Origin of the sequence: Kitasatospora cheerisanensis KCTC 2395, from assembly GCF_000696185.1 — a bacterium.
Taxonomy (GTDB): Bacteria; Actinomycetota; Actinomycetes; order Streptomycetales; family Streptomycetaceae; genus Kitasatospora; species Kitasatospora cheerisanensis.
Window position 1 is genome coordinate 3,091,976 of the sequence record NZ_KK853997.1, and the last position, 25,242, is coordinate 3,117,217.

Consider the following 25,242-nt stretch of genomic DNA (forward strand, 5'->3'; position numbering starts at 1 on the left):
TCGGATCAGTCCCTCGTGGGTGGTGGGTGACGGGCCGTCAGTCGTGCTGCAGGGTGGCCCAGAGGCCGTAGCCGTGCATCGCCTGCACGTCGCGCTCCATCTCCTCGCGGGTGCCGCTGGAGACCACCGCCCGCCCCTTGGTGTGGACGTCCATCATGAGCTTGCGCGCCTTGTCCTTCGGGTACCCGAAGTAGCTCTGGAACACGTACTGCACGTAGGTCATCAGGTTGACCGGGTCGTTGTGGACGATGGTCACCCAGGGAGTGTCCGGCTCCGTGACCGGAACCCCCTCCACCTCCGGGCGCTCGATCTCCACCGGCGCGACACTCACAGTCCGTCTCTCCTCGTCGACCTCGATCTTTTCCCCGCGCTCCATGCTTCCATCCGAGGGACCGCGGGGCGAATCAGGGTCGCCCGACACGAACGCCGGAGGGAAATCGTCAATCTGACGCTAAGTGGTAGTAGCATCAATCCCATGGACGCCATCACCGCGCACCGCAGCTCCGCGCTGCTCACCGACCGTTACGAGCTGACCATGCTGCAGGCCGCGCTGCGCAGCGGCGCCGCCCACCGCCGCTCGGTCTTCGAGGTGTTCACCCGACGCCTGCCCAACGGCCGCCGCTACGGCGTGCTGGCCGGCACCGGCCGGGTGCTGGACGCCGTGGAGAACTTCCGCTTCACCACCCCGCAACTCGACTGGCTGGCCGACCAGCAGGTCGTCGACGACGACACCCTGCGCTACCTCGCCGACTACCGCTTCACCGGCGACGTCCACGGCTACCCCGAGGGCGAGGTGTACTTCCCCGGCTCGCCGCTGCTGACCGTCGAGGGCAGCTTCGCCGAGGCGGTGATCCTGGAGACGGTGATCCTGTCGATCCTCAACTTCGACTCGGCGATCGCCGCCGCTGCCTCCCGGATGACCGCCGCCGCCGGCGACCGCCCGGTGATCGAGATGGGCGCCCGGCGCGCCCACGAGCAGGCCGCCGTCGCCGCCGCCCGGGCCGCCTACCTGGCCGGCTTCGCCGCCACCTCCGATCTGGAGGCCGGCTTCACCTACGGCATCCCGACCACCGGCACCGCCGCGCACGCCTTCACCCTGCTGCACGACAGCGAGAAGGACGCGTTCACCGCGCAGATCGAGTCGATGGGCCGCGCCACCACGCTGCTGGTCGACACCTACGACCTCGCCGAGGCGGTCCGCACCGCCGTCGAGGTGGCCGGGCCGGACCTCGGCGCCGTCCGGATCGACTCCGGCGACCTGACGCTGCTCGCCCACCGGGTCCGCCGCCAGCTCGACGAGCTCGGCGCCACCGGCACCAGGATCATCGTCACCTCCGACCTCGACGAGTACGCCATCGCCGCGCTCGCCGCCGCCCCCGTGGACGGCTACGGCGTCGGCACCAGCCTGGTCACCGGCAGCGGCCACCCGACCTGCGCGATGGTCTACAAGCTGGTCGCCCGCGAGTCCGCGCCCGGGGGCGAGCTCGTCCCGGTCGCCAAGCGCTCGGCCGGCGGCAAGACCAGCGTCGGCGGCCGCAAGTGGGCCGCCCGCCGCCCCGACGCCGACGGCGTCGCCGAGGCCGAGGTGGTCGGCACCGGCCCGGTGCCCGCCGAACTGGAGCCGCACCTGCTGCACGTGCCGCTGATCAGGGCCGGCGAGGTGGTCGGCCGCGAACCGCTGGACGCCGCCCGCGAACGCCACCGCCGGGCCCGCGCCACGCTGCCGCTGTCCGCCACCCAGCTCTCGCGCGGCGAGCCGGTCATCGGCACCGAGCGGCACACCGGCTGAACCCTTCCGCCGCCGCCCGGCACTGCCTAGAGTGCCAACCGCCGTACCGTCCGGGCCCGCCCCGGCGCCCCTCCCCCGACACCTGCGCGGCCACCGAGACCCCCGGGCCCTGGACCGCACCACCCAACGAGAGAAGCCAGCCATGCACCGGGCCCTGATCGTCGTCGACGTGCAGAACGACTTCTGCGAAGGCGGCAGCCTTCCCGTCGCCGGCGGGGCCGAGGTCGCGGCCGCGATCACCGACCTGATCGCCGACGCCTCCCCCGGCTACGCCCACATCGTCGCCACCCGCGACCACCACATCGACCCCGGTGCGCACTTCGCCGCCGAACCGGACTACGTCCACTCCTGGCCCGCGCACTGCGTGGCCGGCACCGAAGGCGTGGGCTTCCACCCCAACTTCGCGCCCTCGGTGACCTCCGGGGCGGTCGAGGCGGTCTTCTCCAAGGGCGCCCACGCCGCCGCCTACAGCGGCTTCGAGGGCCTCGACGAGCACGGCGGCACCCTCGCCGACTGGCTGAACGAACGCGGCGTCACCGACGTCGACGTGGTCGGCATCGCCACCGACCACTGCGTCCGCGCCACCGCCCTGGACGCCGCCCGGGAGGGCTTCGCCACCCGCGTCCTGCTCGACCTGACGGCCGGCGTCGCACCCGCCACCACCGAGGCCGCGCTTGCCGAACTCCGCACCGCCGGCGTCGAGTTGACCGGCACGCCGGTGGTCCGCAGCTGACGCTTCGTCAGCCGCCCCGCGCTCACCGCTCGGTGACCACCAGCTCCACCACGTCCTCGCCGCCGAGCCCGTACGCCTCGGCCAACTCGCCGCCGACCGCGTTCCGTTCGGCGGCGAGCCGGGCCGAGCCGACGTACACCACCCGCACCCCCAGGTACTCCATCCGGTGCTGGCCGGCCCGCATCCAGGCCGCCTCGCCCTCGCTGACGCAGCGCAGCTCGGAGTCGACCTCCACCGCCACCGCCGCCTCCGGCCAGTACAGGTCCGGCACCGCGATGTAGGTGCCGCCGCGCATCCGCAGCTCGGCGCCCGGGAGCGGCAGCGGCAGCCCCTGCTCGACGGCCAGTTCCACCAGCGAGGCGAGCGCCGACTCCCGTTGCCCGGCCAGCAGTTCGTCCACCGCGGCGCGCACCTGCGGCTCCCCGAGCAGCTCCGCGTCGGCCAGCTCGGTGAGCAGCTCGGACGCGCCGCAGCCGCCCTCGCGCGCCAGCGCCTCGCGGAGCACCGCCCGCAGCAGCCCCGGGCGGCCCGCCGCCCTCGGACGCGCCCGGCCCGGACCACTCGCGGATCGCGTCCGCCACCGCCCGGGCCACCGGCGCGCAGGCCAGCCCGTGCACCGTCCGGGCCTCCAACTCCCGTTCGGTGCGCCGGATCCGGACCTGTCCGGCGTCCCGCAGCCGGCGCTGCCGGGGCACCAGGACATCCACCCCGAGCACCGCGGGCAGCCGCGGCACCGAGACGAACCCGTACAGCGCCAGCGCCGCCGCGCCGGTGATCACCGCACGCTCCCGGCCGCCCTCGGCCCGGCCGCTCTGCGCCGCGTACAGCAGCGCCGCCCACATCCGCTGCTCCGGCGTCGGCGGCCCCTCCTGCAGCAGGTACACCCGCGGCAGCAGCCGCTGCCACGGACCGCCCCGCCGGCAGTGCTCGCTCACCAGGCGGGCCGGCACGCCCCGGGCGCGCAATTGACTTGCCGTCACCACATTCTGCTGGCGCCGGGCCAGCTCTTCGAGAGAGACGGGCTGCTGCGGAATCCGGTAGCTCATGTCGACCACACTCCCCCGCGCCTCCGACACCGGGGGCCGGACCTGACGACCTGTTACCCAACCGTCGTCAAACCGGGACTGCTCCGCACTAAAGTCCTCATACCCTCACCCATTCGGCGGATCGGACGTTCGATCCGTTGCCGGATTAGATCGGACTTGCCGCCTACAATCCGATTTTCATTGGATCGACACAGCATTGCGATCCGGTCGGACCCGGCCCGCCGACCTGCGCGATCTGACCGACCGTGATCGATCCCACACGCAGCGGCACCCCCCGGGGCGTCGGCGGCCGTTCCGAATTGCCTACCATCAGGCACATGTCCCGCGACGAGTCATCCGCCCAGCGCGCTGCCAGACTGCGCCTCGGCCGCCTGCCCGGCTACGTCCGCCAACCCGATCCCGCCCGCCGCGGCGGAGAGGACGGACGTGCGTACAAGAAGGGCTGGGAAGTCCGTTTCACGGCACGCAGCGAAGAGGAGATAACCGAGATCCGCGAGCTGGTCACGGCCGCCGGGTTCGCCCCCGCGCGGCCGTTCTTCAAAGGCCACCAGCTGATCCAGCCGGTGTACGGGATCGCCGCGGTGCAGGCCTACCTGGCCGCCCGCGAGGCCGTCGAGGAGACCGGCCGGATCCGCCGCACCACCGCCGGCATCCCCGAGCAGCTGCGGCGCGAGCCCGACAGCGTGGCCGCCGCCGCCCGGGCCGCGGAGGCGGCTGCCGCCGAGGCCGCGACGGAAGCCGCGGCGGCGGCAGCCTCGGCGGCGACCGTCCCGGCGGCGACCGTCCCGGCGGCCCGGGACGGGGCTCGCGGGGCGGATCTCGGTACGGATCTCGGTACCGATCTCGCTGCGGGTCGCAGCGCGGGTCGTAGCGCCGGTCGGAATGCGGGCCGCTCGGCCGGGGGCGGCGCGACGGCCGGTCCGGTGGTCGGGGCGGCGGTCGATGTGCCGGTCGAGGTGGCAGTCGATGCGCAGGCCGGCGTGCGGGTCGGGGGCGCGAGGGGCGTTCTGCGGGCCGTTCGGAAGGCGGGTGGCCCCGAGGTCCACTGACCGCCCCACAAGGTCGCCAGGGAGCCCTTCCGGGCTCCCTGGGGCGGTTTTTGACGGAGCGTCAGAGGTTCGGGGCGGCCGAGCGACCGGTCCGGGCCTCGGCCGGAGCGTGGTCGATGTGCACGGTGGCCGCCAGCAGTCGGGGGACGGCGTGGATCAGCGCCCGCTCGGCGGCCACCGCGACCTGGTGGCCGGCCACCACCGTCAGGGTGCGGTCCACCACCACCTCCGCCTCGGCCCGCAGCGCGTGCCCGATCCAGCGCATCCGCACCGCACCGACCCCGCGCACCCGTCCACGGCGGCCAGCTCCCGCTCCGCCGCGTCCACCAGGGCCGGGTCGACGGCGTCCATCAGCCGTCGGCCCACCTCGCGCACGGCGCCCCGCAGCACCATCAGGATCGCCACCGTGATCAGCAGCCCCACCACCGGGTCGGCCGACCGCCAGCCCAGCGCGCTGCCGCCCGCGCCGAGCAGCACCGCCAGCGAGGTCAACCCGTCGGTGCGGGCGTGCAGTCCGTCCGCGACCAGCGCCGCCGAACCGATCCGCCGCCCGGTGGCGATCCGGTAGCGGGCCACCCACTCGTTGCCGACGCACCCCGCGACGGCCGCCGCCGCCACCGCCCACAGGTGCCCCACCGGCTGCGGGTGCAGCAGCCGGTCGATCGCCGTCCAGCCCGCGACCAGCGAGGACGCCGCGACCGCGAGCACCACCGCGACGCCCGCCAGGTCCTCGGCCCGCCCGTACCCGTACGTGTAACTGCGGTTCGCCGCCCGCCTCCCGAGCAGGAACGCCACCCCCAGCGGGACGGCGGTCAGCGCGTCGGCGGCGTTGTGCACGGTGTCGCCGAGCAGCGCGACCGAACCCGACAGCACCGCGACCACCGCCTGCGCGGCGGCCGTCGCGCCGAGCACCAGCAGCGAGATCCACAGCGTGCGCAGGCCCTCGGCGGACGACTCCAGCGCCGCGTCCACCCGGTCGACCGCGTCGTGCGAGTGCGGGCGCAGCAGGTGGGTCAGGCGCTGGACCGGGCCGTGGCGGTGCGGGTGCGGGTGGTCGTGCGCGTGATGGGGGCCGCGGTCGTGCGCGTGGTGGAGGCCGTGGTTGTGAGCGTCGGGTGCGTCGTGGGGCGCTTCGCGGGGCGCTTGGTGAGGCGCCTGACCGGGCCTCAGGTCGTGTGCATGTTCGTGCCGGTGGCCGTCTTCGTGCTCGTGTTCGTGCACGTGCGGGTGGTGGTGCGGAAGACCGGGACGGTCCGGGTGGGTTCCGTGGTCCGTGTCCGCGTGTCGGTGTGCGTGTTCTTGGGGGTGCTGCCGGTTCGATGTGTGATGGTGGTCATGCCTGTGGTCCGGGTTTCGCCCGTGAAGGTGAGCCCCGTTGCCGTGTCCGCGTTCACCCATGAGGCCTACAGTGGCACACCAACTGCCTTGCAGCCACTGCCGATCTACCACCCCTGACCAGGTGCGATGTGCTCGCAGCTGCGTCCGGCGGGCGGCGGTTGCTGACGATGCGTCACACAGCGCCCGGAAACGGGTCCAGCCCCGGGCATCTCAGCAGACTTGTCACCCACAGCACCCGCCCGAGGGCCTAGAGTGAGCGCTGACGCTCCCCGTCCGGACCCAGATCGAGAGGCAGCTGATGTGACCGACCGTCATATCCCGGCCGCAGGCTCGGCATTCGCTGATCGGTCCGATGAACTTCCTCGCGTGTCCGTCGAGTTCGCCGCATTCTGCGAGCTGCACGAGCCGCGGTACCGGAGCTACGCCCGGGTCTGGTTCCAGGAGCCGGGCGCGGCCCACCGGGTGGTCCGGCTCGCCCTGCGCACGCTGGCGGAGGTGTGGCCCGCCGTGCTGGAGAGCCCCAACCCGGCCGCCGCTGCCTGGCAGATCCTGCGCGACACCGTCACCGAACAGCACGCCCTGGCCGGCGCCGAACGGCTCCGCCCGGACGTCGACGCCGACGAGGACCTGGCGATCCTGCACTACGTGGTCGGGCTGGCCACGCCGGAGATCGCCGACGTGGTGGGAGTCGACACCGCCAACATCACCAGCCAGCTCCGGCAGACCCACCGGCGGCGCGCGACCGACTGGTGAACGGGCCGACCCCTGCCGGGAATGGGGCTCGGGTGAGGGGCGGTGCGGTATGCGGTGCGCATCCGGTGCGGTGCGGCCGGTTCGGGCCGCGGCGGGGCGAAGGCGGGCGCGCGGCGTGGGTTGCGCGCCCCCGTGTCGACGCGACCGCCCCGCGCGTGCACCGTGCGCGGCTCTCGTGGGCGGCTCTGGTGCACGGCTCTGGTGGGCGGCCAGCCGGTCGCATCCGCACCACCCGTGAGCGAGATCACGCCGGAGCCGCTACCGGCAGCCGTGCGGGAGGCGAAGGATGACGTTCTGTCGCCCCTGGTACGGAGGAGTTCCCGGATGCCCATCGACCATGCCGTGGCCATGTTCCAGCACCAGGCCGAGGCCTGCGCGGAGCTCGGCTCCCCGCTGTCCGCCGCCCTGCTGCGCCGGGCCGCCGAGGACCTCGCCGCGGGCGGGCCGTGCGCCGCGGCGATCGCCGGTCACGAGGACGCCCCCGGCCCGTCGGCCGTCGCGCTGCGCCTGCTCGGCGCCGTCCACGCCCTGGTGATCTCCGGCCGCGCGCCCGCGCTCGCCGCCCACTACCCGAGTGCGGGCGGCGCCTTCGACCCGGCCGACCCGGACGCCCCCTGGCCGGCGTTCCGCGCCACCGTCGCCGAGCAGCTGCCGTGGATCCGCGAGTGGCTCACGCGTCCGCCGCAGACCAACGAGGTCGGCCGCGCCAACCTGCTGCTCACCGGCCTGACTTGGGCCCAGCAGCAGCTCGCGGCCGAGGCCGGCGACGGCCCGCAGCCGCCCGTGCGGCTGTTCGAGCTCGGCTCCAGTGCGGGCCTCAACCTCCTGGCGGAGCAGTTCCGTTGCGTGTCCTCCGGGTTCGCATACGGGCCGGCGGACTCCCCGGTGGTGCTCGCCGACGCCTGGCGGGGCGAGCCGCCCGCCTGGCTGCGGGGTGCGCCGCTCCAGCGGGTGGTGGAGCGGGGCGGCTGCGACCCCGCGCCGATCGACCCGCGGTCCGCCGACGGCGCGCTGGCCCTGCGCGCCTACCTCTGGGCGGACCAACTCCCGCGCGTGGAACGCCTGAACGGCGCCCTCGCGCTCGCCGCCCGGCTGCCCGCCCCCGTCGAACCGGTCGGTGCGGCAGACTTCCTGCGCGGCGTCCGGGTCGCCGACGGGGCGCTCACCGTGGTCTGGCACTCGATCATGCGCCAGTACGTCCCGGCCGAGGAATGGCGTTCCGCAGAGGCCGAGTTGGACCGCCTGGCAGCCGAGTCCGGCCCGTCCGCGCCGTTCGTCCACCTCGCCCTGGAGCCGCGCCGGGTCGGTGCCCGGCACCGCTTCCTGCTCACCGCCCGGCTCGGCAGCGGGCCCACCGCCGTCCTCGCCGAGGCGATGCCGCACGGCCTGCCCGCGTGGACGCTGGGGCAGGGCGACCCCGCGCTCGCCGCGTTCTGACCTCTCGTCAGAGCTGTTCGTGCTGCCGACCGGTGGCGTCGTAGCGGTGGTGCACCGGGTCGTGGATCAGGTAGCGGGCGAAGGACTCCACGGTGAACCGGGCACCGTCGCTGCGCAGTCCGGTCCGGGCCCGGGCGGAGTCCGGCACCGCTTCGAAGGAGCGGGCCAACTGCTCGGCCTCGGCAGCGAGTTCGACGGAGACGATGGCCGGGTCCTGCTCCTCGTAGCGCTCCTCGACGGCGGTGGCGTCCTGGTCCCAGTTCGCGAACAGCGGGTTGTCCTCGGTCAGCATCAGTCGCAGCCGCACGTCGAACAGCCGGAACACGTCCCGGACGTGGCAGGCGTACTCCAGCACCGACCACACCTCGGGCCGCGGACGCTCGCGCAGCGCCGCCGGGTCACCGGCCAGCAGCTCCGTCCAGGCCGCCGCGTTCGCCCGGATCATGCCCGGGACCTGCGCGAAGCCGACGGCCGGCGTGTCCAGACCGCACTCGGTGCAGGGGCGCTCGAGCACCCAGGTCCAGTCCTTGGTGTCAGGGATCATCATGCGGCCCAGCATCGCCCGCCCCGACCCCGGCCGAACAGGGGCAGCACCGCCAGCGGCCGTCGAGATCCCGCCACCCGTCCGCGAGCGGCGCGCTCAGCTGACGGCCCGTTGGCCGAGCACCGTCGGCGGGGGCGTAGCATGCTCCCGACTCGCGGGCCGGTCGCCTTGCGCAGACCGGGTCGCTCGTACACATACGGGGGGATTTCATGACTGTTCGGGCTCCGCTGCGCGCCGCACTCTGTCTGCTGTCGGCCGCCGCCGTCCTGGCCCCGGTCGCCGGCTGCGCCAAGAAGTCCACGACGGCGGGCGGCCCGCGCACCGACACGGCCGCCACGGCCGAGGCGTCGCCCAGCCCGACGGCCGCCGCCTCGCCGTCCGGATCGGCCTCCGCGTCCGCGTCCGCCGCGCCGTCGGCCTCCGCCTCGCCCAGCGCCTCGACCGGCTCGAAGCCCTCGCGCAGCGCCACCCCCACCCGCACCGCGAGCCGCCCGCCGTCCGCGGCCCCGCCCCGGTCGCCAAGGCCGGACCGGTCGCACCCCCGCCGCCGGCCGTCCCGCCGCACACCCCGCCGCTGCAGAGCTCCTGCAAGCCGTCGTACACCGGCACCAACGAGCCCAAGTCCGCGGTCGGCGACGCGCTCACCGCCGCGGCGGCCAAGTCCCGTACCTTCACGCTCAGTTCCCCGTCCGGCGGCCGCACCACCGACACCCTGCCGCCGCTGCCGGCCGCCCTGGTCAAGGCGATCGCCTGGCAGGAGAGCGGCTGGCAGTCGGCGATCCTCGCCTGCGACGGCGGCATCGGGACCATGCAGGTCATGCCCGGCACCGTCTCCACCATGAACGCCAAGTACAGCAACACCTCCGACCCGCACACCCTGGCCGGCAACGTCCAACTCGGCACCGAGTACCTGGACTGGCTGGTCGCCTACTACGGCGACTCCTGCTTCGGCGGCGACTACGACCTCTCCCCCGACCCGGTCAGCGGCAAGACCCCGCTGCTCGACCTCGTCATCGCCGCGTACAACGCCGGCGCGGGCAACGTCCACTACAACCTCACCACCGACCCCGCCACCGGCGCGCAGATCGGCGAGTCCGTCATCCCGAACCCGTCGTACGTCGCCAACGTCAAGGCCCTGATGAACAAGGCGCCCTGGACCAACGCGAGTTGACCGCTCGGCGGTGGGGTCGGGGGCTCGGCTTCGGCGTGGGGTGCCTACCTGGTGCGTCGAGGTGTCCGGGTGTCCGGGTTCAGCGTGGGACGGCGGCGGGTTCCAGCGCGGCGGCGATCCGGGCGGCGATCTCGTCCATCCGTTCCTCGGTCACCGCCCGCTCCCCGGCGCCCAGCAGTCCGAACACCCGCGGGCCGCGCAGCTCCACCTCCAACTCCGGGCTGCGCGGCACCACATGGAAGTGCAGGTGCGCGAACCCCTGCGCCTCCCCGAACTGCGCCACGTACGCCTTCGCGCAGCCCGTCACCGCCTCCACCGCCCGCGCGAGGCGCACCAGCCACCCACCCAGCGAAGCCGTCTCCGCCGCGGTCAGCCCGGCCATCGACTCCACGTGCCGCCGGGGCAACAGCACCAACCACCCCGGCAGCGCGCAGTCCACCGCGTGCACCACCCGCCAGTCCTCGTCCACCACGATCCGCTGATACTGCGGCAACGAGGCGAACTCCGCTTCGCGCGCGCACGAGTAACACTCCGTCAGGCTCATGCCGCGAGCCTAGACGACCCTCGCCCGGCTACCCCGCCTGATGCACCTCGCACACCATCGACGTAGGCACCAGGCCCTGGAACACCATCCCCAACAGCTTCGAACACACCTTCTGCTGCTCGGCGTTCTGCACCCCCTCCGCCGAGGCGACACCCGCCCCCACGACCCCCACCGTCACCACCGCGACCATCCCCGCCACCGCAAGCTTCCACCGCACCACAGCAACCACCTCCGGGTATCCGAGAACCGCACTCCCGTCATCTCCTACCCGACCCCCGCCCCACCCCGCGAACACCTACCGCCGTCCGTGAGCGTGTCCCCCGCCCGAGACACACCGACGGCCCTCTCCCGCACGGCTTCCTGCCGTTCGGGAGAGGGCCGTCAAAAGTCCCCCACTCAGCGCTGGTACGGATTCCCCCCGGCCGGCGGCTGCTGCGGCGGATACGGCGCCTGCTGCTGCGGATACGGCGGCTGCGGATAGCCCGGCTGCCCCTGCGGCTGGCCATAACCACCCGGCGCCTGCGGCGGATACCCATAGCCCGGCCCACCCCCCGGCCCACCAGGCCCGGCCGGACCGCCGGGGCCACCACCGTTGCCGTTCTTGGAGCGGCGGACGAGCAACACGATCACCACGACGACGATCAGCGCGACGACGCCACCGCCAACGGCGATCAGCACCGCACTGCTGCTCTTGGAGTCACCACTCGCCTGCGGAGTAGCGGCATCGCCACCGGCCGCGGGGGGCTTCGCCGGGTTGGAGGCTCCTGCGCTCGGGGGCGTGGAGGAGGAGCCTGCCCGATGGAGCAGCGGGTTCTCCTTCGGGCCGTTGTCCACCTCGGGGTTGGCAGCCAGGGCTGCGGACGGGGATGCAATGCCGTAACCGTACTGGGGGTTCGGGAACGAGCCCTTCCCCGCCGGCTTCACCGCGCTCTTGATCATCCGGTTGATCACCTGCCCCGCCGACAGATTCGGGTACTTCGCACGCACGAGTGCCGCGATCGCGGACACGTATGACGTAGCGTCAGAGGTGCCGCCTCCGGTGCTGTAACCCTTCTTCTGGTTCGCGTGGTAGATGTCTTCCGCCGGACCCGCAAGCGTCACCTCGGAACCGGTGGCCGACTTCGGCCAGAGGTCACCACTCTCCGTGACGCCCGAGACCACTACCACTCCCGGAAACTTCGCCGGGTAGTCGAGCGGCAGGTCAGGGTCGTTTCCACTGGCCGCAACGAGTACAACGTCCTTCTGAACGGCGTATTCGACTGCAGCCTGATAGCCCTCGTCGTGGGGATTTCCAGCGCCGAAGGACATGTTGATGACCTTCGCCCCCTGGTCAACCGCGTAGCGGATCGCCTTGCCCACCTCGACTCCATCGAGAGGCTTCGGCGCGGTGGCACTGCCGAGGTTGACCTTCACCGGCAGAATCTTCGCCTTCGGCGCGAGGCCCATGATGCCCGCGCCGTCGCCGTGTCCGTGCCCAGCGATGAGGCTGGCCATGCCGGTTCCGTGACCGATGCTGTCGGACCGCCCATCCGCGCCGCCGGTGAAGTCGGTGCCGGGGAGGACCTGACCGGTCAGGTCGGGGTGATTCGCGTCAACGCCAGTGTCAATGATTGCGACGATCACCCCATCGCCTTCACTGACCGGCCAAACCTTCTCGGCGGCACTGTACTTCTTCAGCGTCCACTGCCCGTCGCGAATCTCGTCCGCCATCGCGGGCCCGGCGCTGACACCCCACACCAGGGCTCCCGCAGCGAGCGTGGCCAGACCGCGCACGGTTCGGCTGGTCGTCAAGCCTCGTCACCCCACTCGTTGAAGCGGCCGTCCCGCAGACCATCGGATCTGCGGGACGGCCGGTCGTCTTCGACTGTCCTACTGGCCGAACGTCATTCCACCACGTTCGGGTTGACCGGATCGCCGGATGCCCAGGTTTCCTCGTCCTCGACGAGGTAGTCCGGACGGTCCTTGCCCCGCTTCTTGTCCTTCTTACCGGCCTGGCCGTGTCCGCCCATGCCGCCACCCTGTCCGGCACCAGCCTGGCCCGGGCCTCCGGCCTGGCCGCCTGCGGCGCCCTGGCCGAAGCGGTTGCGGCCGATGCCCGAACCGCCTTCGGTGAACGCGCGTCCACCGGCAGTCGCGTGGGTCGCCTCGCCGATCACGCCGCCGGCCTTGCCGCCCAGGCCGCCCGAACGCGCGCCAATGCCGCTGCCGCCCGCGCTGCCGCCGCCGCCAAGACCACCGCCACCGGCGCGTGCGCCGGCACCGCCGGCACCGCCCAGACCGGAACCGCCCCCGGACCACCACTGCCGCCCAGGCCGCCGGCGCCGAAGGTGCCGGCCTTGGACACACTGTTGCCGCTGAACCCGGCGCGGCTGCCGCCGATGCCGGTACCACCACCGAGCAGTCCGCCCTCGCCGCGGCCGATCAGACCGCCCGTTCCACCGGTCGTCCCGAGCCCACCGGTGCCGGTGGGACCGTGCACCGTGCCGGCGCCACCGGTACCGCCGATCGTTCCGGCGCCACCGCGAACACCGCCGCCGCCCTGGATGCCGTCAATGCCCGTACCCGGGCCCTTCGGCTGCGGGAGCGGATTGGCCGTGCCTCCGGAGATGCCCGCATCGGTCGGACGGATCACGACGGGCTGCAGCTTCGGTGCCTGAGGCGTTCGGCTGGTCACCGACCGCTGTCCGGACGCCTGCGACCCGGATGAGCCACCCGTCCCCGCGCTGCCCTGGACGAGGCCGGTGCCGATGCCCGCGATCAACGCACCGAGGGCACCGGTACCGCCGTTGTCCGGCGGAGACAGCTCGCGGTCGCCGTCACCACGACCGGCCTGAGGCGGCTTCAAGTAGCTCGTGGTGGCGCGGTAGCTGGCCGCCAGCGTCTGCATCACGGTGACCGCTTCTTGCTTACGCGAATCCGCGACAGCCGTGCGAGTCTCCTCGTTGTCGATGCCGACCGACTGCTGGGCGGTGTCGCTGATCGCGTCGCCCACCTTGTCCAGGAGGCCGGGCTCCTCTGGCATGTCACGCTTGGCCTTGTCGATGGCCTCGGACATCATCTCCAGCGCGCCTGCGGCGTCGTTCGCGTATGCGGCAACGTTGTTGACGCTGTTGGCGAGCGTGGTCATCCGCGAGTAGAAGGCGTTGCTGGTGTCACCCTGCCAAGAATCACTGGCGTCCGCCGCAGCGGTATTCAGCGCCGTACGGATCTGCTTCAGAGTGTTCGTGGCCCGACGCCAGGGGTCGGCAGCAGCCATGACCGATCCGGAGTCCATCGACTGGACCATGTCGCGCATCTGGCCATGGCTGTAGGAGTAGAAGTTGGTCATGTCGGTCACGATTGGCTCCCCTCACGCCGAACAGTGCCTCGGCCGTCCTGCGGTTCCGCTGTCTTGAGGACGGTCACCATCCCGACCCCGGTTCCCCACTGCCGGCCGGCGAGACGTTGCCCGTCGGCGGCTTCGCCTGGGGGGCCGCCGCGGCCGTGCGCACGTTCGCAGTCCCGGAACTCGGGCCGACCGTGGACCAGCCGTCACTGGCCAGCCTCAGGTGCTTGCTGGCGTCGTGCTCCTGCTCCTCGTAGTTCATCGCGGTCCGGTCAGCATTGCGCTGTGCCTCGTCGATCGACTCCTGGATCTGATCGAGGACCCGCTTCAGCCCGTCCCGCATCTCGCCGTACTTCGCGTGCAACGCCTCGGCCTCCGGGAACGTGCCGAAGGCCGTGGCTGCCAGACCCGTCTGGCCGTGGACCTTGGCGCCGCCTGCGCCGTCCTCGAACTCCTTGAGCAGTCCTCGGACTTGCGCCGCGAACGCGCGCAGGCTCTCGACCTCTACCTGGTAGCCCTTGCCGCCTGTGCTCATGTATTCGTACCTCCCCCGTACCTGCTGCCCGCTGGACTGCCCGCTCGACCGCCTGGGGCCCGATGAAAAGTTGGCTCCAATCCATATGTCTAACACATGGAACGGTCCGTCAAAACGCCCCCTGGTGACGGAAGGTGGGGTCAGGGAGTGGGGGCGGTGGCGGCGAGGGCCTGACGGCAGAGGGAGTCGGCCCGGCGGGTGGTTTCGGGGAGGCGGTAGGAGGGGGTGAGTGCGAGGGTGACGGCGGTGGCCTCAGGTAGACCGATGCGGTGACCGACGGAGAGGAAGACCGGTTTGACGCCCTGGCGGGTGCGGACGGCGCGGCCGACCGTCTCGGGGCCGTCGAGCAGCGGGGACCAGTCGCCGCGCAGGGCGCCGGGCGGCTCGTGGGTGAAGGTGAACGGCGTCTTGGCGATGCCGAGGGTCGGCAGGCCGGTGTGGACGCCCAGGTGGCTGGCGAGGCCGAGGCGGCGCGGGTGGGCAAGGCCGTAGCCGTCGCAGACGATCAGGTCGGGGGTGCGGGTGAGCCGGGACAGCGCGTCGAGGACGGCGGGGAGTTCGCGGAAGGCGAGCAGTCCGGGCAGGTACGGGAAGGCCACCCGGCCGACCGCGGTGACCTGTTCGACGACGTCGAGGGTCGCGTAGTCGAGGAGGACGGCCGCGGCGGCGACCACGTCCCGCTCGTCGTCGTAGGCGACGTCGACGCCGGCGATCAACGTGCCCTGGCGCCGCGGGGGTTCGGGCCCCTCGGCGACGACCAGCGGGCGCAGGCGTTCCTGTTCGGCGCGGGCGGCTTCCGCGGTGGTGGGCCAGTCGGTGGGGACGGTCACGGCGACTCCGGGCGGGTCGGAAACAGGTGGCGCGGGGCGGGCACCCACCCCGGTGTTGTCCGTGTGCACGCTATCGCCCGCGGTCGCGGCGCGAGGAACGGCGGTACGGCCCGGGCCCGTGAGCCCGTGCGCCCCCTGTGCCCCGGGATGACCCAACTCCCAGCGATTAGGCTGGACTTACCCACCTCGGCCGTTGCCACCACCCAGTCCTAGCCACCCCAGGGGCCGTAGGCACCACCCGCCCCCGCGAAGGCTCAGCGCCAACCCGCGCCGCCCGGCGCCACCCCCAGGTCCGGATTCCCCGCGCGAAGGGTCGACCGCCATGACGCGCCTCACCGCCCCGCCCCGTACCGTCCGTCGCCCGGCCGCCGCTCGCCCCGGGCCGGCCCAAGTGGCTGCCGGCACGCTGATCGCGACGGCCGCCACGGTGGCCCTGCTGGCCGTGTCCGGGGAGACGGGTGTGTGGCGGGTCGCCGTCCTGGTGGCGTTCGCGGTCGCACTGGGGACGCTGTCCGCGGTCCTGCTCACCGCCCGCCGTCGCCCACCGGTGGCCGCGACGAGCAACCCCGGCGCCCCGATGCCGACCGCTGCCCGACGACCCGAGTACGCCCACCAGTCCCGGTAGTCGGAAGCGACGCCCCGAATACACCCAGCCAGTCCAGGTAGTCGGGAGCGACGCCCCGACGACGCCCACCGGTCCGGGCAGTCGGGAGCGACGGCCGGGGCGCACTGACTCCCGGGTCCGCGGCAGGTCGATGGCTGCCACGGGCCCGGGGCCCAACCGGAGTCGAGTGGCCGTCAGGCGGTGGAGACCACCACCGTCTTGGCGGCCTTGTCGTGGATGCACTGGCGGTAGGGCTTGTCGAAGACGCCGAACAGGCCGTCGACGGGCCACCACAGGCCGCCGCAGCAGATCAGCGCGGGGGCGACGAAGGTGGCGGCGCGGGTCCAGGCGGCGCTGGGCGTCGGGGAGGAGCCGTCGGCGAGCATGGCGACGCGGATCTTCATCAGCTTCTTGCCGACGGTCTGGCCGTCCCGGCTGAGCATCAGGCCCTCGTAGACCAGGTAGAGCACGTAGCCGAGCCAGGCCGAGCCGACCCAGCCGTCCTGCTTGCCGAAGTTGGCGAACGGGAGCAGCACCAGGACGGCCACCGCCTGCACCATGATCCAGTCCATCAGGCGGGCGAGGATCCGGGCGCCCCAGCCGCCGAGCGCGGGCATCCCCGGAACCGGGCCGGGGCCAGGTGTGCCGTACGGCGAGCCGTACTGGCCGCCGTTGGGCGCGCCGTACGGGTCGCCGGGCGGCGAGGTCTGGCCGGGCGGAGGACCGTAGCCGGGGGGCTGGTTGTCGTAGGGGGAGCCCGATCCGGGCGGCGCACCGTACTGGCCACCGTAACCGGGCGGCGAGTCGTACGGGCTGCCCGCCGACGGCGGCTGCTTGTCGAAGGACGGCTTGCCGCCCTCCTCCGGCTCGGTCCCAGAGGGGTCGTGGGTGCTCATGCCACGAGTAGAACACCGCAATTACTACGATGTTGGGATATTCGCCCCGTTTCTGTCCGTTTCGACGGCATTTGACCGCACGTCAGGGGCGCGTCCGCCGGTCGACCGACAGGGCGTCGCTCGACGGACGTACCCTCAACGCCGCGCCGGCCGCGCGACCTTGACGACCCTGGTCCTGGCCGCCCGGTCGTGCCAGCCGCGCCGGGCGGAGCGGTCCAGCAGCGGCGCGACCAGGCCGAGCAGCAGGACGGTGCCCAGCCCGCCGACCAGCCAGCGCAGCAGGGAGCGCCCGAAGCCCGGCGGACGGCTGCCGCCCGCGACGACCACCCGGACCCGGGCCAGCCGCTTGCCGAAGGTCTGGCCGGTCCGGGCGATCGGCAGCACCTGGTACAGCAGCGCGAACAGCAGCAGCACCCCGACCACCACGCCCAGCCGGCCCAGCACCACCTGGTCGAGCAGCCACACCTGGTGCTGCCGGCCGGTCAACTGGGCGGCCCGCTGCGCCTGGTCGATCTTCTGCTGGACGTGCGCCGAGACCGTCGCGGCCATCGGCACCGCGACGGCCGCCCCGACCACCACCGTCACCGCCGCGTCCACCAGCCATCCGAACGCGCGCGCGGCGAGCCCCGCCGGAACGGGCGCCGGAGCGGCCCGCCGCGACTCCCCGCCACCGCGCACCCGCGCCGGGCCCGCTCCGCGGCCGACCCGGCAGCGGTGGGCTTCGCCTCCCCGCGCGGCGGCCGAACCCGTTCACTGGTGACATGCGCCGCCCGCGGCTCCCGAACCACCTGCTCCTCGGGCGAGGATGCCTCGTCCGCCGAAACCTTTCCCGACGCAGCCCGGGCGGCCACCGGCCCGGCGGGCACCGGCCCGGCAGCGACCGGCTCAGCGGGCTCCGACTCGACGGACGCCGACTCGACGACACCCCAGGACACCCGCCGCGCGCCGTTCCCGGTGTCCATCAGCCCACGCTGCGCCCGTGGATCCGCCCGCCAAGCCGACCCGGCGGCCGGCTCGGCGGCCCGCGACTCCTCCGCCGCCTCCGTCACCTTCGGCCCGCCGCCACGCGGCCCACGCGTCGCCTCACGCTCGGCACGCTCGACGCGCGGCACGAACGGCCCCCGCGGTTCGTACAGCGGCCCCGGCGTAGCCGACATCCCCACCGAACCGTCACCGCCCATTCCACCGCCCACTCCAGCGCCGGCGCCGACCCCGGCCGCCCCCGCCGCTCCCCCGTGCCAGGGCGTGCCGCCGAGCGGCTGCGCGGGTCGCGGCCCGACCTCCTCCACCACCACCGCCTCGGGCTCGACCACGGGCTCGAACTCGACTGCCGGGACGTCCGACTCCCCGACCCCGCCGCCGCCCCGCTGCGGTGCGACGGTCACGGGTTCCGGGACGGGGCCGAGCCGCAGAGCGGCGGCGGTGGCCCAGGACTCGGCGGTGACGGGCTGAAGCCCGTTCCCGGCGACCGCCCAGGGCGCGGATTCGCCCGGGCGCAGCGGCGACATCCCGGTGCCGCCGGTGCTGCCGGCGCTCCCGCTGCTCCCGCTGCGGGGGCGGACGTCGACGGCCACGGGAGGCGGCTCGGCCACGTCGGGGTGGACGGGCATGTTGAAGGCGGTGTGGGCGCCGGTCTCGTCGAGGTAGATGGGGCCGGTCTCGATCAGCGGGCCGGTGGGCGCGGTGTGGGCGAGGCCGGGCGGGATGCTGTACGGCGGCGGGCCGAGGTAGCGGGCGACGAAGCGCGGGGGCTGGAGTTGTTCGCCGGGTGCGGGGGCGGCCCGGCTGGTGCCGGGCACCCAGGCGTGGCCGGCCCAGTAGCGGACGAAGCCGGGTACCGAGGGGTCGGGGTAGTAGCCGGGTGCTCCGGCGTCCGCGGGCACGGTCGCGCCGAGCATCGGTGCTGCGATGGGGGGCCGGTCCGTCATTGCCTCTTCCTTCGTACCGGCACCGCGGCGTGCAGGCGTGTGCGGACGTACGCAACAGGGCCGCGGGCGGAGAGTCGCCGGGCAGTCACAAAGGGTAGTACCTGGAGCGTCCCGGTCCGCCTGGTTCGACGTAACTCGTGGAACCGGTGGAACGGGATGGACCCGAGTGGTACGGCGCGAGTCCTGGGAGTCCGGTGGGCCGGGCCGGCCGGGGCCGGAGTCCCGTCCGGAACAACCGGGGCGGCGGGGAAAAGGTTCTGGAAAGTCCGCCGGAAAGTTCTTCGGAAACCCGTGTAAGAGTCCGCGGTGCTCCTCCTCTCTCCAGGTGCGGGGCCGATGGGCGGCCCAGCGGAGGCGAAGAGGGTGAGCGGCCATGGCCGGACAGTCGACCGGAGTGGTGGAGCAGGAGCTGGAGCTGAACCTGGTGCTGTCGCCGGAGCGCAGCGTCGCGGTGCCGGCGCGGCTGTCGTACGGGAGCCACGACCCGTTCGCGGTGTACGTGACCTTCCACCTGGACAGCGGGACGCCGGTCACCTGGGTGTTCGCGCGCGAGCTGCTGGTGGAGGGAACGTTCCGCCCGTGCGGTCAGGGCGACGTGCGGATCTGGCCGACCCGCTCGGGGCGGCGGAGCGTGCTGTGCATGGCGCTGAGCTCGCCGGCGGGCGACGCGCTGCTGGAGGCGCCGCTGGCGACCGTCGCGGCGTGGCTGGAGCGGGCGCACCGCCTGGTCCCGCCGGGCGCGGAGCTGGAGGCGATGGACATGGACGGCTCGCTCGCCGAACTGCTGGCGTGACGCCGCCCATTCCGGCCCGAACGGTGATCCGCACGACGGCCCCTCCGGCGGCCCGTAGCACCGCGCTGGCGCCGGCCGCCCCGACCCGTCCGCCGGGACGCCCGCCGGAGCGCCCCCTACCGGGCGTCCGCGCCGTGCACGGAAGGCATCGCGGGCCGGGCGCGCGAAGCACCCGGCAAGCCGGAAAGCGCTCTCCACTCCCCTCCGGAAAACGCTTTCCCGCCGGTCCCCGGAAAACGCTTTCCAGAGTTCTTCGGAAAGCGCTTTCCAACCCCCTCAGGAAAGCGCTTTCCACCCCACCCCGGCATCCGCACCCGCACCCGCACCCGAGACCGGGTCCACGGCCGGGGCCATGTCGGGGTCCATGTCCGAGCCCAAAGAACCAACCCCAGCCACAGCTCAGTGGGCCGCGGGGGCCTTCTGAGTGAGCCCGTCGGGGCCGGTGCGCGGCGCGGGCAGGCGTACCAGCGGGGCGCCGGCGGCGCGGCGGCGGGAATGCACGCGCAGGGCGGCGACGGCCAGGAAGCAGAGGCCGAGCAGGGGGTAGACGGAGGCGGGGGCCTGGCTCAGCAGGGACAGGTGCAGGTCGAGGTCGCCCTTGTGCGGGACTATCCACATCGCGAACGAGAGGAAGCCGAGCAGGGTGAGGCCGAACACGATCCGCCAGCGCAGGCGCCGGACGGCGGCGGGCCGGGAGCGTTCGTGGGCGGCCTCGGCAGCGAGCAGCACCAGCACGGGCACGCACCACACCCAGTGGTGGGTCCAGCTGATCGGGGAGATCAGCACGGCGGTGACCAGGGCGGCGCAGACGCTCCAGGCGTCGGCCCGGGGCGACCAGCGGGCGCTGCGGTGCGCCCAGACGGCGACGGCGAGGCCGCCGACGGCGACCAGCGCGGCGAGCGCGGTGGCGGGCAGTCCGGGGTTCTCGGTGTGCAGCAGGCGGGCGACGGTGCCGCTGAGCGACTGGTTGTCGACGATGACGGTCTTGCCGACCCGGGTGGAGTCGAACAGGTACTGGGTCCAGAAGCCCCGGGTGGCGTCGGGCAGCACGAGCCCGCCGATCAGCACGGTGCCGGCGAAGGCGGCGCCGGCCACCATCGCGGCCCGGATCCGTCCGGTGATCAGCAGGTAGACGGCGAACAGGCCGGGCGTGATCTTGATGCCGGCGGCCAGGCCGATGGCGAGGCCCTTGGAGCGGGCGTGGTCGGGGCGGGTGAGGTCCCAGAGGATCAGGCAGGCCAGGGCGAGGTTGATCTGTCCGTAGCGCAGGGTGGTGAAGACGGGTTCCAGCCAGACGCCCAGTCCGGTGATCAGGACGACGCCGATCGGCCGCAGTTCGCGGCGTGGCCAGCCGACCAGCTTGAAGGACAGGTGGGCGAGGGTGGCCAGCAGCAGCAGGTTCCCGAGGGTGACGGCGATCCGCAGGAACGGGATGCCGACCCAGGTGGTCGGCACGAACAGCATGGCGGCGAACGGCGGGTAGGTGGCGGGCAGGTTCCACTCGGTGACCCGCAGCGCGTACAGGTCCGTGCCGTGGGCGACGGCGGCGCCCTCGGCCCGGTAGACGATCATGTCGACCATCGAGGTGCCGGCCAGGTGCCGCACGACCGCGTAGCCGAGCAGGGAGACCAGGGCGAGCGCGCCGGCGACGGCGAGCGGCCGCCGGGGCGCGGCGCGCAGGGCCGCGGCGACGGCGGTGAGCAGGCGGAGCGGTGCGGTCAGCGTGCGCTGCCAGGCGGGAACGTCCGGCTGCTCGGGGCCGCCGGAGGATGTGGCGCGTTCCGCTTGCACCGTGGTCACTGTGTTGCTCCGTCCGCCGTCGACCTGCGCTGGGCCAGCAGCCGACACTACCCGACCTGCCGGTTTGCGCCACCGGTCGCGGTCGCCCCGGGCTCCCCTCCGGGGCCGGCCGTCGGCCACGGGGAAGTGTGGCCGTCCGGGTCCGGCCCGGGCCCGGGGCGACCGCTGGTTCGGGCGGCCGGTCCGCGCCCGGCGGACGGCCCGCCGCCGCGGACGGAGAGCGGCGGAGGGCGGAACCCGGGCGACGACGTGCGACGAACTCCACACAGCAGACCGCGGACCACGGGCTGCGCATCACGGAGCGCGGCCACAGACCACAGACCACAGGTCACGGAGCAGGGAAGGGACCGGCGGACCGGCGGACCGGCGGACCGGCGGACCGGTGTGCGACGAACGGCGTGCGGCCGACCCTAGCCAACCCGGCGGCCCGGAACGTCGCGCCAGGGGCGGCATCAGCCCCTGCTGAGGACGTACTAGGGAGTACTTAAGGAAGGGGAGCGACACCCGAGCTGTCGCCCCCGCGGTAACAGCTGCTGTGTCGTCATCGTCGGTCCGTCAGTCCTTGCGGATCAGTCGGCCGGGGCGGCGCCGTTGCTGGCGCGGCAGTTCGACTTGGGTGCGGGTGTTGATCCGCACGGCGATCTCGGCGCCGCCGAGGGCGGCCGAGCTGCCGAGGGCGACGTCGCCGCCGGTGCCCTCGGCGAGTTTGCGGACGATGTCCAGGCCGAGTCCGGTGGAGCCTTCGCCGCCGTGGCCGGCGCCGCGGCGGATCGCCGGGGCCGGGTCGGCGAAGCCCGGTCCGGCGTCGCCGACCCGGACGGTGACGGCGTCCTCGGTGGCGGTCAGGTCGACGGCGAAGGCGGTGCCGACGGCGGTGTGCCGGAACACGTTGCCGAGCAGGGCGTCGACGGCGGCGGCCAGGTCGCCGCGCTGGACGGGCACCGGCGCCGCGTCCTCGTCGCCGTTGAGCTGCCAGGGGCGGCCCTCGTCCTCGGCGAGGGCGGACCAGAACGCGACGCGTTCGCGGACCACTTCGACGGCGTCGCAGCCGAGGACGACCGGTGGGGCGTCGACGGGGTGCCGGCGGGCGGTGCGGATGATCTGGTCGACCTCGCGCTCGAGTTGGGCGACGGCGTGCCGGGTGGCGTCGGCGGCGTCGCCCTCGCCGAGTGCGGCGGCGTTGAGCCGGAGCACGGTGAGCGGGGTGCGGAGCCGGTGCGAGAGGTCGGCGGCGAGTTCCCGTTCGGCGGCGAGCAGGTGGACGACGCGGTCCGCCATCGCGTTGAACGCGTAGGCGGCTTCGCGGAGTTCTTCGGGTGCGCCCGCCGCTTCGGGGCCTTCGACCGGGACCCGGACGGTGAGGTTGCCGGAGCCGAGCGAGCGCGCGGCGGTGGCGAGGCGGCGGGCGGAGCGGATGATCCGGGTGCCCATGCGGTCGGCGACCGCGACGGAGCCGGCGACCAGGGCGAGCGCGACGCCGGACAGCACCAGCCAGGCGGTGCCGACGCCGCGCGACAGATCCTCGTCGGGGACGAACACCTCGACCATCGCGGTGCGTCCGTTGTCGACGGCGAACGGCTGGAGCAGGGCGTAGCCGCCGGCGGTGCGGACGGTGCCGGCCCGGCTCCGGCCCTGGTCGGAGGTGAGCGGTCCGGGGTCGACCCGGGCGTTGCCGACGGTCGGGCCGCCGGGCAGGTGGACGGCGAGGCGGTCCTGGGCGCCGGCGTCGGTGGAGGCCAGGGCGCGGGAGATCGCCTCCTGGTCGGTGGTGATGGCGAGGGCGGGGCCGAGCGCGGCGGCCTGCCGCTGGGCGGTGGTGAAGGCCCGGTCGCGGGCGGTGTGCTGGACGACCAGGCCGAGCGGGATGAGGAACGCCAGGGCGACCATGACGGTGCCGGCGATGGCGGCCTTGACCATCGCCCAGCGCAGCGAGCGGAGCAGGCGCTTCATGTCGTGCACCCGACCGGTTCCGAGGGGGCTTCCAGCCGGACGCCGACGCCGCGCACGGTGTGCAGGTAGCGCGGGCTGGAGGCGGTCTCGCCGAGTTTGCGGCGCAGCCAGGAGAGGTGGACGTCGATGGTCTGGTCGCCGCCGTAGGTCTGCCGCCACACCTCGGCGAGGATCTCCTTGCGGGGGACGACCACGCCGGGCCTGGCGGCGAGGAAGGCCAGCAGGTCGAACTCGCGCCGGGTGAGGTCGAGGCGCTGCCCGTCGAGCAGGGCCTCGCGGCGTTGCGGGTCGATGGCGAGGCCGCCGACGCGCAGGATCTGAGGGGCCATCAGGGCGCCGCCGCCGAGTCTGCGCAGGACGGCGGTCATCCGGGCGGTGAGGTGTTCGCCGGAGAAAGGTTTCACCAGGTAGTCGTCGGCTCCGTCGTTGAGCAGCCGCACGATCTCCGCCTCCTCGTCCCGCGCCGTGGAGATGATCACCGGCACGTTGGTCAGTCCGCGGATCATCTTGAGCGCCTCGCTGCCGTCCAGATCGGGCAGTCCCAGATCGAGGATCACCAGGTCGCAGCCGACCTGGGCGACTTCGCGGAGCGCCTCCAGGGCGGTGCCGACGGAGCGCACGGCGTGGCCGGAGTCGGCCAGATGGCGGATCAGGGCGGAACGCACAAAGGGGTCGTCCTCGACCACAAGCACTGTTGCCATGGGGCTGCACGGTACGGCATGCCGACCCATTGGTCTGTACCTCGGGGGCCCGGGCCGTCCGGCCGCGGGCCGCCGCGCGGAGCTGACGGGTCGTCCGAAACCGTGATCCGCAAGGTTGCTGGGTATTGACCGGGGCCCTGACCTGCTCGTGACCTTCGTACGGCAGGATGGGCCCGCGATGCGGAGCGGATGGGTTCAACTGGGCGCCTGGACGGCGGCCACCGGGGCGGCGGTGGCGCTGTCCTGGCTCGGTGTGCACGCGGTGCTCGCCGACACGGTGTTCGAGGGGCCGGTGGCGCTGCCGCCGCCGACCACGGCCTCGGCGGCGGCGCCGGCCCGCCGCCGCGGCGACCGCTCCGCCCTCGTCGGCCTCCGCCCCGCCGGCCGGCTCGGCCACCCCGCGCCCGGCCCGGATCCCGACCCGACGCCGACCCGGGGCCAGGCGTCGCCGTCCCGCAGCACCTCGGCGGCCCGCCGCACACCGAGCCCGACCGGCACGGTGCACAGCTACATCCTGCCGGGCGGCCGGGTGGCGCTCGATCTGCGGGCGCACGACGCCGAGTTGGTGTCGGCGACGCCGGAGGCGGGCTGGGCGATGCAGGTCTGGCACGGCGACCAGTGGATGCGGATCGTCTTCAGCAAGGACGACCGGGCCTCGCAGGTGTACGTGACCTGGAACGGCTACCAGCCGGACGTGCAGGTCGTCCCGGGCTGACCCGCCGCCGTGCGCGCACCGCCCCCGGGGCCGAACGCGCAGGTCGTCCGGGCCGGCCCGCGGCGGTTCGGGGCTGACGGGCGGGCCGCGGCGACCGCACAATGTCCGTCGACGCCCGCACCACCGAGGAGCCGCCCGTGCCCCCGCACCCCGATGCCATCGACGCACTGGACGGACGGCTGATCCGGCTGCTGGCCGAGGAACCGCGGATCGGGGTGCTGGAGTGCTCGCGCCGCCTGCAGGTGGCCCGCGGCACGGTGCAGGCCCGGCTGGACCGCCTGCAGGCGCGCGGGGTGATCGGCGGGTTCGGGCCGCAGGTGGACCCGGCGGCGCTGGGCTACCCGGTGACGGCGTTCGCCACCCTGGAGATCTCGCAGGGGCAGGGCGCGGACGTGCGGGCGCACCTGGCGGCGGTGCCGGAGGTGCTGGAGCTGCACACCATCACCGGGCACGGCGACATGCTGGTGCGGATCGTGGCCCGGTCGAACGCGGATCTGCAGCGGGTGATCGACCGGGTGGTGGGCTTCGACGGGATCGTCCGGGCGTCCACCGCGATCGCGCTGGAGAACCCGGTGCCGTACCGGGTGCTGCCGCTGGTCGAGCAGGCCGCGGGGGCGGCGGCCGGGGCATGACATCCGGCCGTTCCCGGCCGCTTGGCGTGTCCACGGGTGACGCCGGACGATTTTTGGCATATGCCTATGGCTCGTGCACGCAATGAACGCAGCCTTGAGCCCACGGACCACCCACCCTCAGGGTCCGCC

27 protein-coding genes and 1 pseudogene are annotated in these 25,242 nt (G+C 73.7%); 11 read left to right on the plus strand and 17 right to left on the minus strand.

The window, feature by feature from the left end; translation table 11 throughout:
* Positions 1-37: 37 nt before the first annotated feature.
* Positions 38-331, minus strand: a complete 294-nt coding sequence (gene clpS / locus KCH_RS13945; protein WP_035863063.1) for an ATP-dependent Clp protease adapter ClpS — start codon at positions 329-331, stop codon at positions 38-40.
* Between the two features lie 144 nt (positions 332-475).
* On the opposite strand from clpS, the gene KCH_RS13950 reads away from it, so the two are divergent.
* Both KCH_RS13950 and KCH_RS13955 read left to right on the plus strand, forming a co-directional pair.
* Positions 476-1,789, plus strand: a complete 1,314-nt coding sequence (locus KCH_RS13950) for a nicotinate phosphoribosyltransferase (protein ID WP_035863071.1) — start codon at positions 476-478, stop codon at positions 1,787-1,789.
* Positions 1,790-1,931: 142 nt separating this feature from the next.
* A complete protein-coding gene (locus tag KCH_RS13955; protein ID WP_035863073.1) occupies positions 1,932-2,522 on the plus strand; it encodes an isochorismatase family protein in 591 nt (196 codons plus the stop codon).
* Between the two features lie 22 nt (positions 2,523-2,544).
* On the opposite strand, the gene KCH_RS37275 is transcribed toward KCH_RS13955, so the two are convergent.
* Positions 2,545-3,027: a hypothetical protein gene (locus tag KCH_RS37275; protein ID WP_051653057.1), complete on the minus strand. Its 483-nt coding sequence runs from the start codon at positions 3,025-3,027 to the stop codon at positions 2,545-2,547.
* 786 nt (positions 3,028-3,813) lie between these two features.
* Here KCH_RS37275 and KCH_RS13965 point away from each other — a divergent pair.
* The gene (locus KCH_RS13965; RefSeq protein ID WP_157032046.1) at positions 3,814-4,617 is read left to right on the plus strand and encodes a hypothetical protein; all 804 of its coding nucleotides are present in this window, start codon (positions 3,814-3,816) and stop codon (positions 4,615-4,617) included.
* Between the two features lie 61 nt (positions 4,618-4,678).
* Here KCH_RS13965 and KCH_RS13970 read toward each other — a convergent pair.
* Positions 4,679-5,634, minus strand: a pseudogene (locus KCH_RS13970) (cation diffusion facilitator family transporter).
* Here KCH_RS13970 and KCH_RS44405 point away from each other — a divergent pair.
* The 3 genes from KCH_RS44405 (at position 5,611) to KCH_RS13980 (ending at position 8,145) form a co-directional block, all read left to right on the plus strand.
* A complete protein-coding gene (locus KCH_RS44405; RefSeq protein ID WP_244305743.1) occupies positions 5,611-6,072 on the plus strand; it encodes a hypothetical protein in 462 nt (153 codons plus the stop codon). The pseudogene KCH_RS13970 and the gene KCH_RS44405 sit on opposite strands and share 24 nt — an antisense overlap.
* 249 nt (positions 6,073-6,321) lie before the next feature.
* On the plus strand, positions 6,322-6,708 hold the full coding sequence (locus tag KCH_RS37285; RefSeq protein ID WP_051653059.1) for a hypothetical protein: 387 nt from the start codon (positions 6,322-6,324) through the stop codon (positions 6,706-6,708).
* A gap of 324 nt (positions 6,709-7,032) precedes the next feature.
* Positions 7,033-8,145: a DUF2332 domain-containing protein gene (locus KCH_RS13980; RefSeq protein ID WP_035863079.1), complete on the plus strand. Its 1,113-nt coding sequence runs from the start codon at positions 7,033-7,035 to the stop codon at positions 8,143-8,145.
* A 7-nt stretch (positions 8,146-8,152) separates the two neighbouring features.
* On the opposite strand, the gene KCH_RS13985 is transcribed toward KCH_RS13980, so the two are convergent.
* Positions 8,153-8,692 carry a DinB family protein gene (locus tag KCH_RS13985; protein ID WP_035871976.1) on the minus strand — a complete coding sequence of 180 codons (540 nt, stop codon included), beginning with the start codon at positions 8,690-8,692 and terminating at the stop codon, positions 8,153-8,155.
* Between KCH_RS13985 and KCH_RS39595 the strand changes: the two genes are divergently transcribed.
* On the plus strand, positions 8,691-9,860 hold the full coding sequence (locus KCH_RS39595) for a lytic transglycosylase domain-containing protein (RefSeq protein WP_084223600.1): 1,170 nt from the start codon (positions 8,691-8,693) through the stop codon (positions 9,858-9,860). The genes KCH_RS13985 and KCH_RS39595 overlap by 2 nt on opposite strands.
* 79 nt (positions 9,861-9,939) lie before the next feature.
* On the opposite strand, the gene KCH_RS13995 is transcribed toward KCH_RS39595, so the two are convergent.
* The 7 genes from KCH_RS13995 to KCH_RS14025 all read right to left on the minus strand — a co-directional run bounded on the left by KCH_RS13995 (position 9,940) and on the right by KCH_RS14025 (position 15,094).
* Entirely contained in the window at positions 9,940-10,404 is a 465-nt protein-coding gene (locus KCH_RS13995) for an HIT family protein (protein ID WP_035863081.1), read from the minus strand.
* 28 nt (positions 10,405-10,432) lie between these two features.
* Positions 10,433-10,621, minus strand: a complete 189-nt coding sequence (locus tag KCH_RS14000) for a hypothetical protein (RefSeq protein WP_157032048.1) — start codon at positions 10,619-10,621, stop codon at positions 10,433-10,435.
* A gap of 179 nt (positions 10,622-10,800) precedes the next feature.
* Positions 10,801-12,195: a S8 family serine peptidase gene (locus KCH_RS14005; RefSeq protein ID WP_244305326.1), complete on the minus strand. Its 1,395-nt coding sequence runs from the start codon at positions 12,193-12,195 to the stop codon at positions 10,801-10,803.
* Positions 12,196-12,287: 92 nt separating this feature from the next.
* A complete protein-coding gene (locus tag KCH_RS41320; RefSeq protein ID WP_035863085.1) occupies positions 12,288-12,560 on the minus strand; it encodes a hypothetical protein in 273 nt (90 codons plus the stop codon).
* On the minus strand, positions 12,557-13,732 hold the full coding sequence (locus KCH_RS41325; protein ID WP_425268898.1) for a WXG100 family type VII secretion target: 1,176 nt from the start codon (positions 13,730-13,732) through the stop codon (positions 12,557-12,559). Before KCH_RS41325 ends, KCH_RS41320 begins: the two co-directional genes overlap by 4 nt.
* A gap of 73 nt (positions 13,733-13,805) precedes the next feature.
* Positions 13,806-14,264, minus strand: coding sequence for a hypothetical protein (locus KCH_RS14020; protein ID WP_035863090.1), 459 nt, complete (start codon positions 14,262-14,264; stop codon positions 13,806-13,808).
* A 140-nt stretch (positions 14,265-14,404) separates the two neighbouring features.
* Entirely contained in the window at positions 14,405-15,094 is a 690-nt protein-coding gene (locus KCH_RS14025) for an endonuclease V (protein WP_035863091.1), read from the minus strand.
* 322 nt (positions 15,095-15,416) lie between these two features.
* On the opposite strand from KCH_RS14025, the gene KCH_RS14030 reads away from it, so the two are divergent.
* A complete protein-coding gene (locus KCH_RS14030) occupies positions 15,417-15,719 on the plus strand; it encodes a hypothetical protein (protein ID WP_157032049.1) in 303 nt (100 codons plus the stop codon).
* A gap of 173 nt (positions 15,720-15,892) precedes the next feature.
* On the opposite strand, the gene KCH_RS46025 is transcribed toward KCH_RS14030, so the two are convergent.
* The 3 genes from KCH_RS46025 to KCH_RS43320 form a co-directional block, all read right to left on the minus strand.
* A complete protein-coding gene (locus KCH_RS46025; protein ID WP_035863095.1) occupies positions 15,893-16,594 on the minus strand; it encodes an RDD family protein in 702 nt (233 codons plus the stop codon).
* A gap of 135 nt (positions 16,595-16,729) precedes the next feature.
* Positions 16,730-17,191: an RDD family protein gene (locus KCH_RS14040; RefSeq protein WP_167574051.1), complete on the minus strand. Its 462-nt coding sequence runs from the start codon at positions 17,189-17,191 to the stop codon at positions 16,730-16,732.
* Positions 17,176-18,522, minus strand: a complete 1,347-nt coding sequence (locus KCH_RS43320) for a DUF2510 domain-containing protein (RefSeq protein WP_035863097.1) — start codon at positions 18,520-18,522, stop codon at positions 17,176-17,178. Before KCH_RS43320 ends, KCH_RS14040 begins: the two co-directional genes overlap by 16 nt.
* Positions 18,523-18,895: 373 nt before the next feature.
* Between KCH_RS43320 and KCH_RS14050 the strand changes: the two genes are divergently transcribed.
* Positions 18,896-19,315, plus strand: a complete 420-nt coding sequence (locus KCH_RS14050) for an SsgA family sporulation/cell division regulator (protein WP_035863099.1) — start codon at positions 18,896-18,898, stop codon at positions 19,313-19,315.
* A 399-nt stretch (positions 19,316-19,714) separates the two neighbouring features.
* On the opposite strand, the gene KCH_RS14055 is transcribed toward KCH_RS14050, so the two are convergent.
* The 3 genes from KCH_RS14055 to KCH_RS14065 all read right to left on the minus strand — a co-directional run bounded on the left by KCH_RS14055 (position 19,715) and on the right by KCH_RS14065 (position 23,766).
* Entirely contained in the window at positions 19,715-21,115 is a 1,401-nt protein-coding gene (locus KCH_RS14055; protein ID WP_035863102.1) for a glycosyltransferase 87 family protein, read from the minus strand.
* 555 nt (positions 21,116-21,670) lie between these two features.
* Positions 21,671-23,044, minus strand: a complete 1,374-nt coding sequence (locus KCH_RS14060; RefSeq protein WP_035871998.1) for a sensor histidine kinase — start codon at positions 23,042-23,044, stop codon at positions 21,671-21,673.
* Between the two features lie 17 nt (positions 23,045-23,061).
* The gene (locus KCH_RS14065; protein ID WP_035863105.1) at positions 23,062-23,766 is read right to left on the minus strand and encodes a response regulator transcription factor; all 705 of its coding nucleotides are present in this window, start codon (positions 23,764-23,766) and stop codon (positions 23,062-23,064) included.
* A gap of 178 nt (positions 23,767-23,944) precedes the next feature.
* Here KCH_RS14065 and KCH_RS14070 point away from each other — a divergent pair, with 178 nt between their 5' ends.
* Positions 23,945-24,481: a hypothetical protein gene (locus tag KCH_RS14070; RefSeq protein ID WP_035863107.1), complete on the plus strand. Its 537-nt coding sequence runs from the start codon at positions 23,945-23,947 to the stop codon at positions 24,479-24,481.
* A gap of 101 nt (positions 24,482-24,582) precedes the next feature.
* On the plus strand, positions 24,583-25,113 hold the full coding sequence (locus KCH_RS14075; RefSeq protein ID WP_051653065.1) for an Lrp/AsnC family transcriptional regulator: 531 nt from the start codon (positions 24,583-24,585) through the stop codon (positions 25,111-25,113).
* The last annotated feature ends 129 nt before the right edge of the window (positions 25,114-25,242 follow it).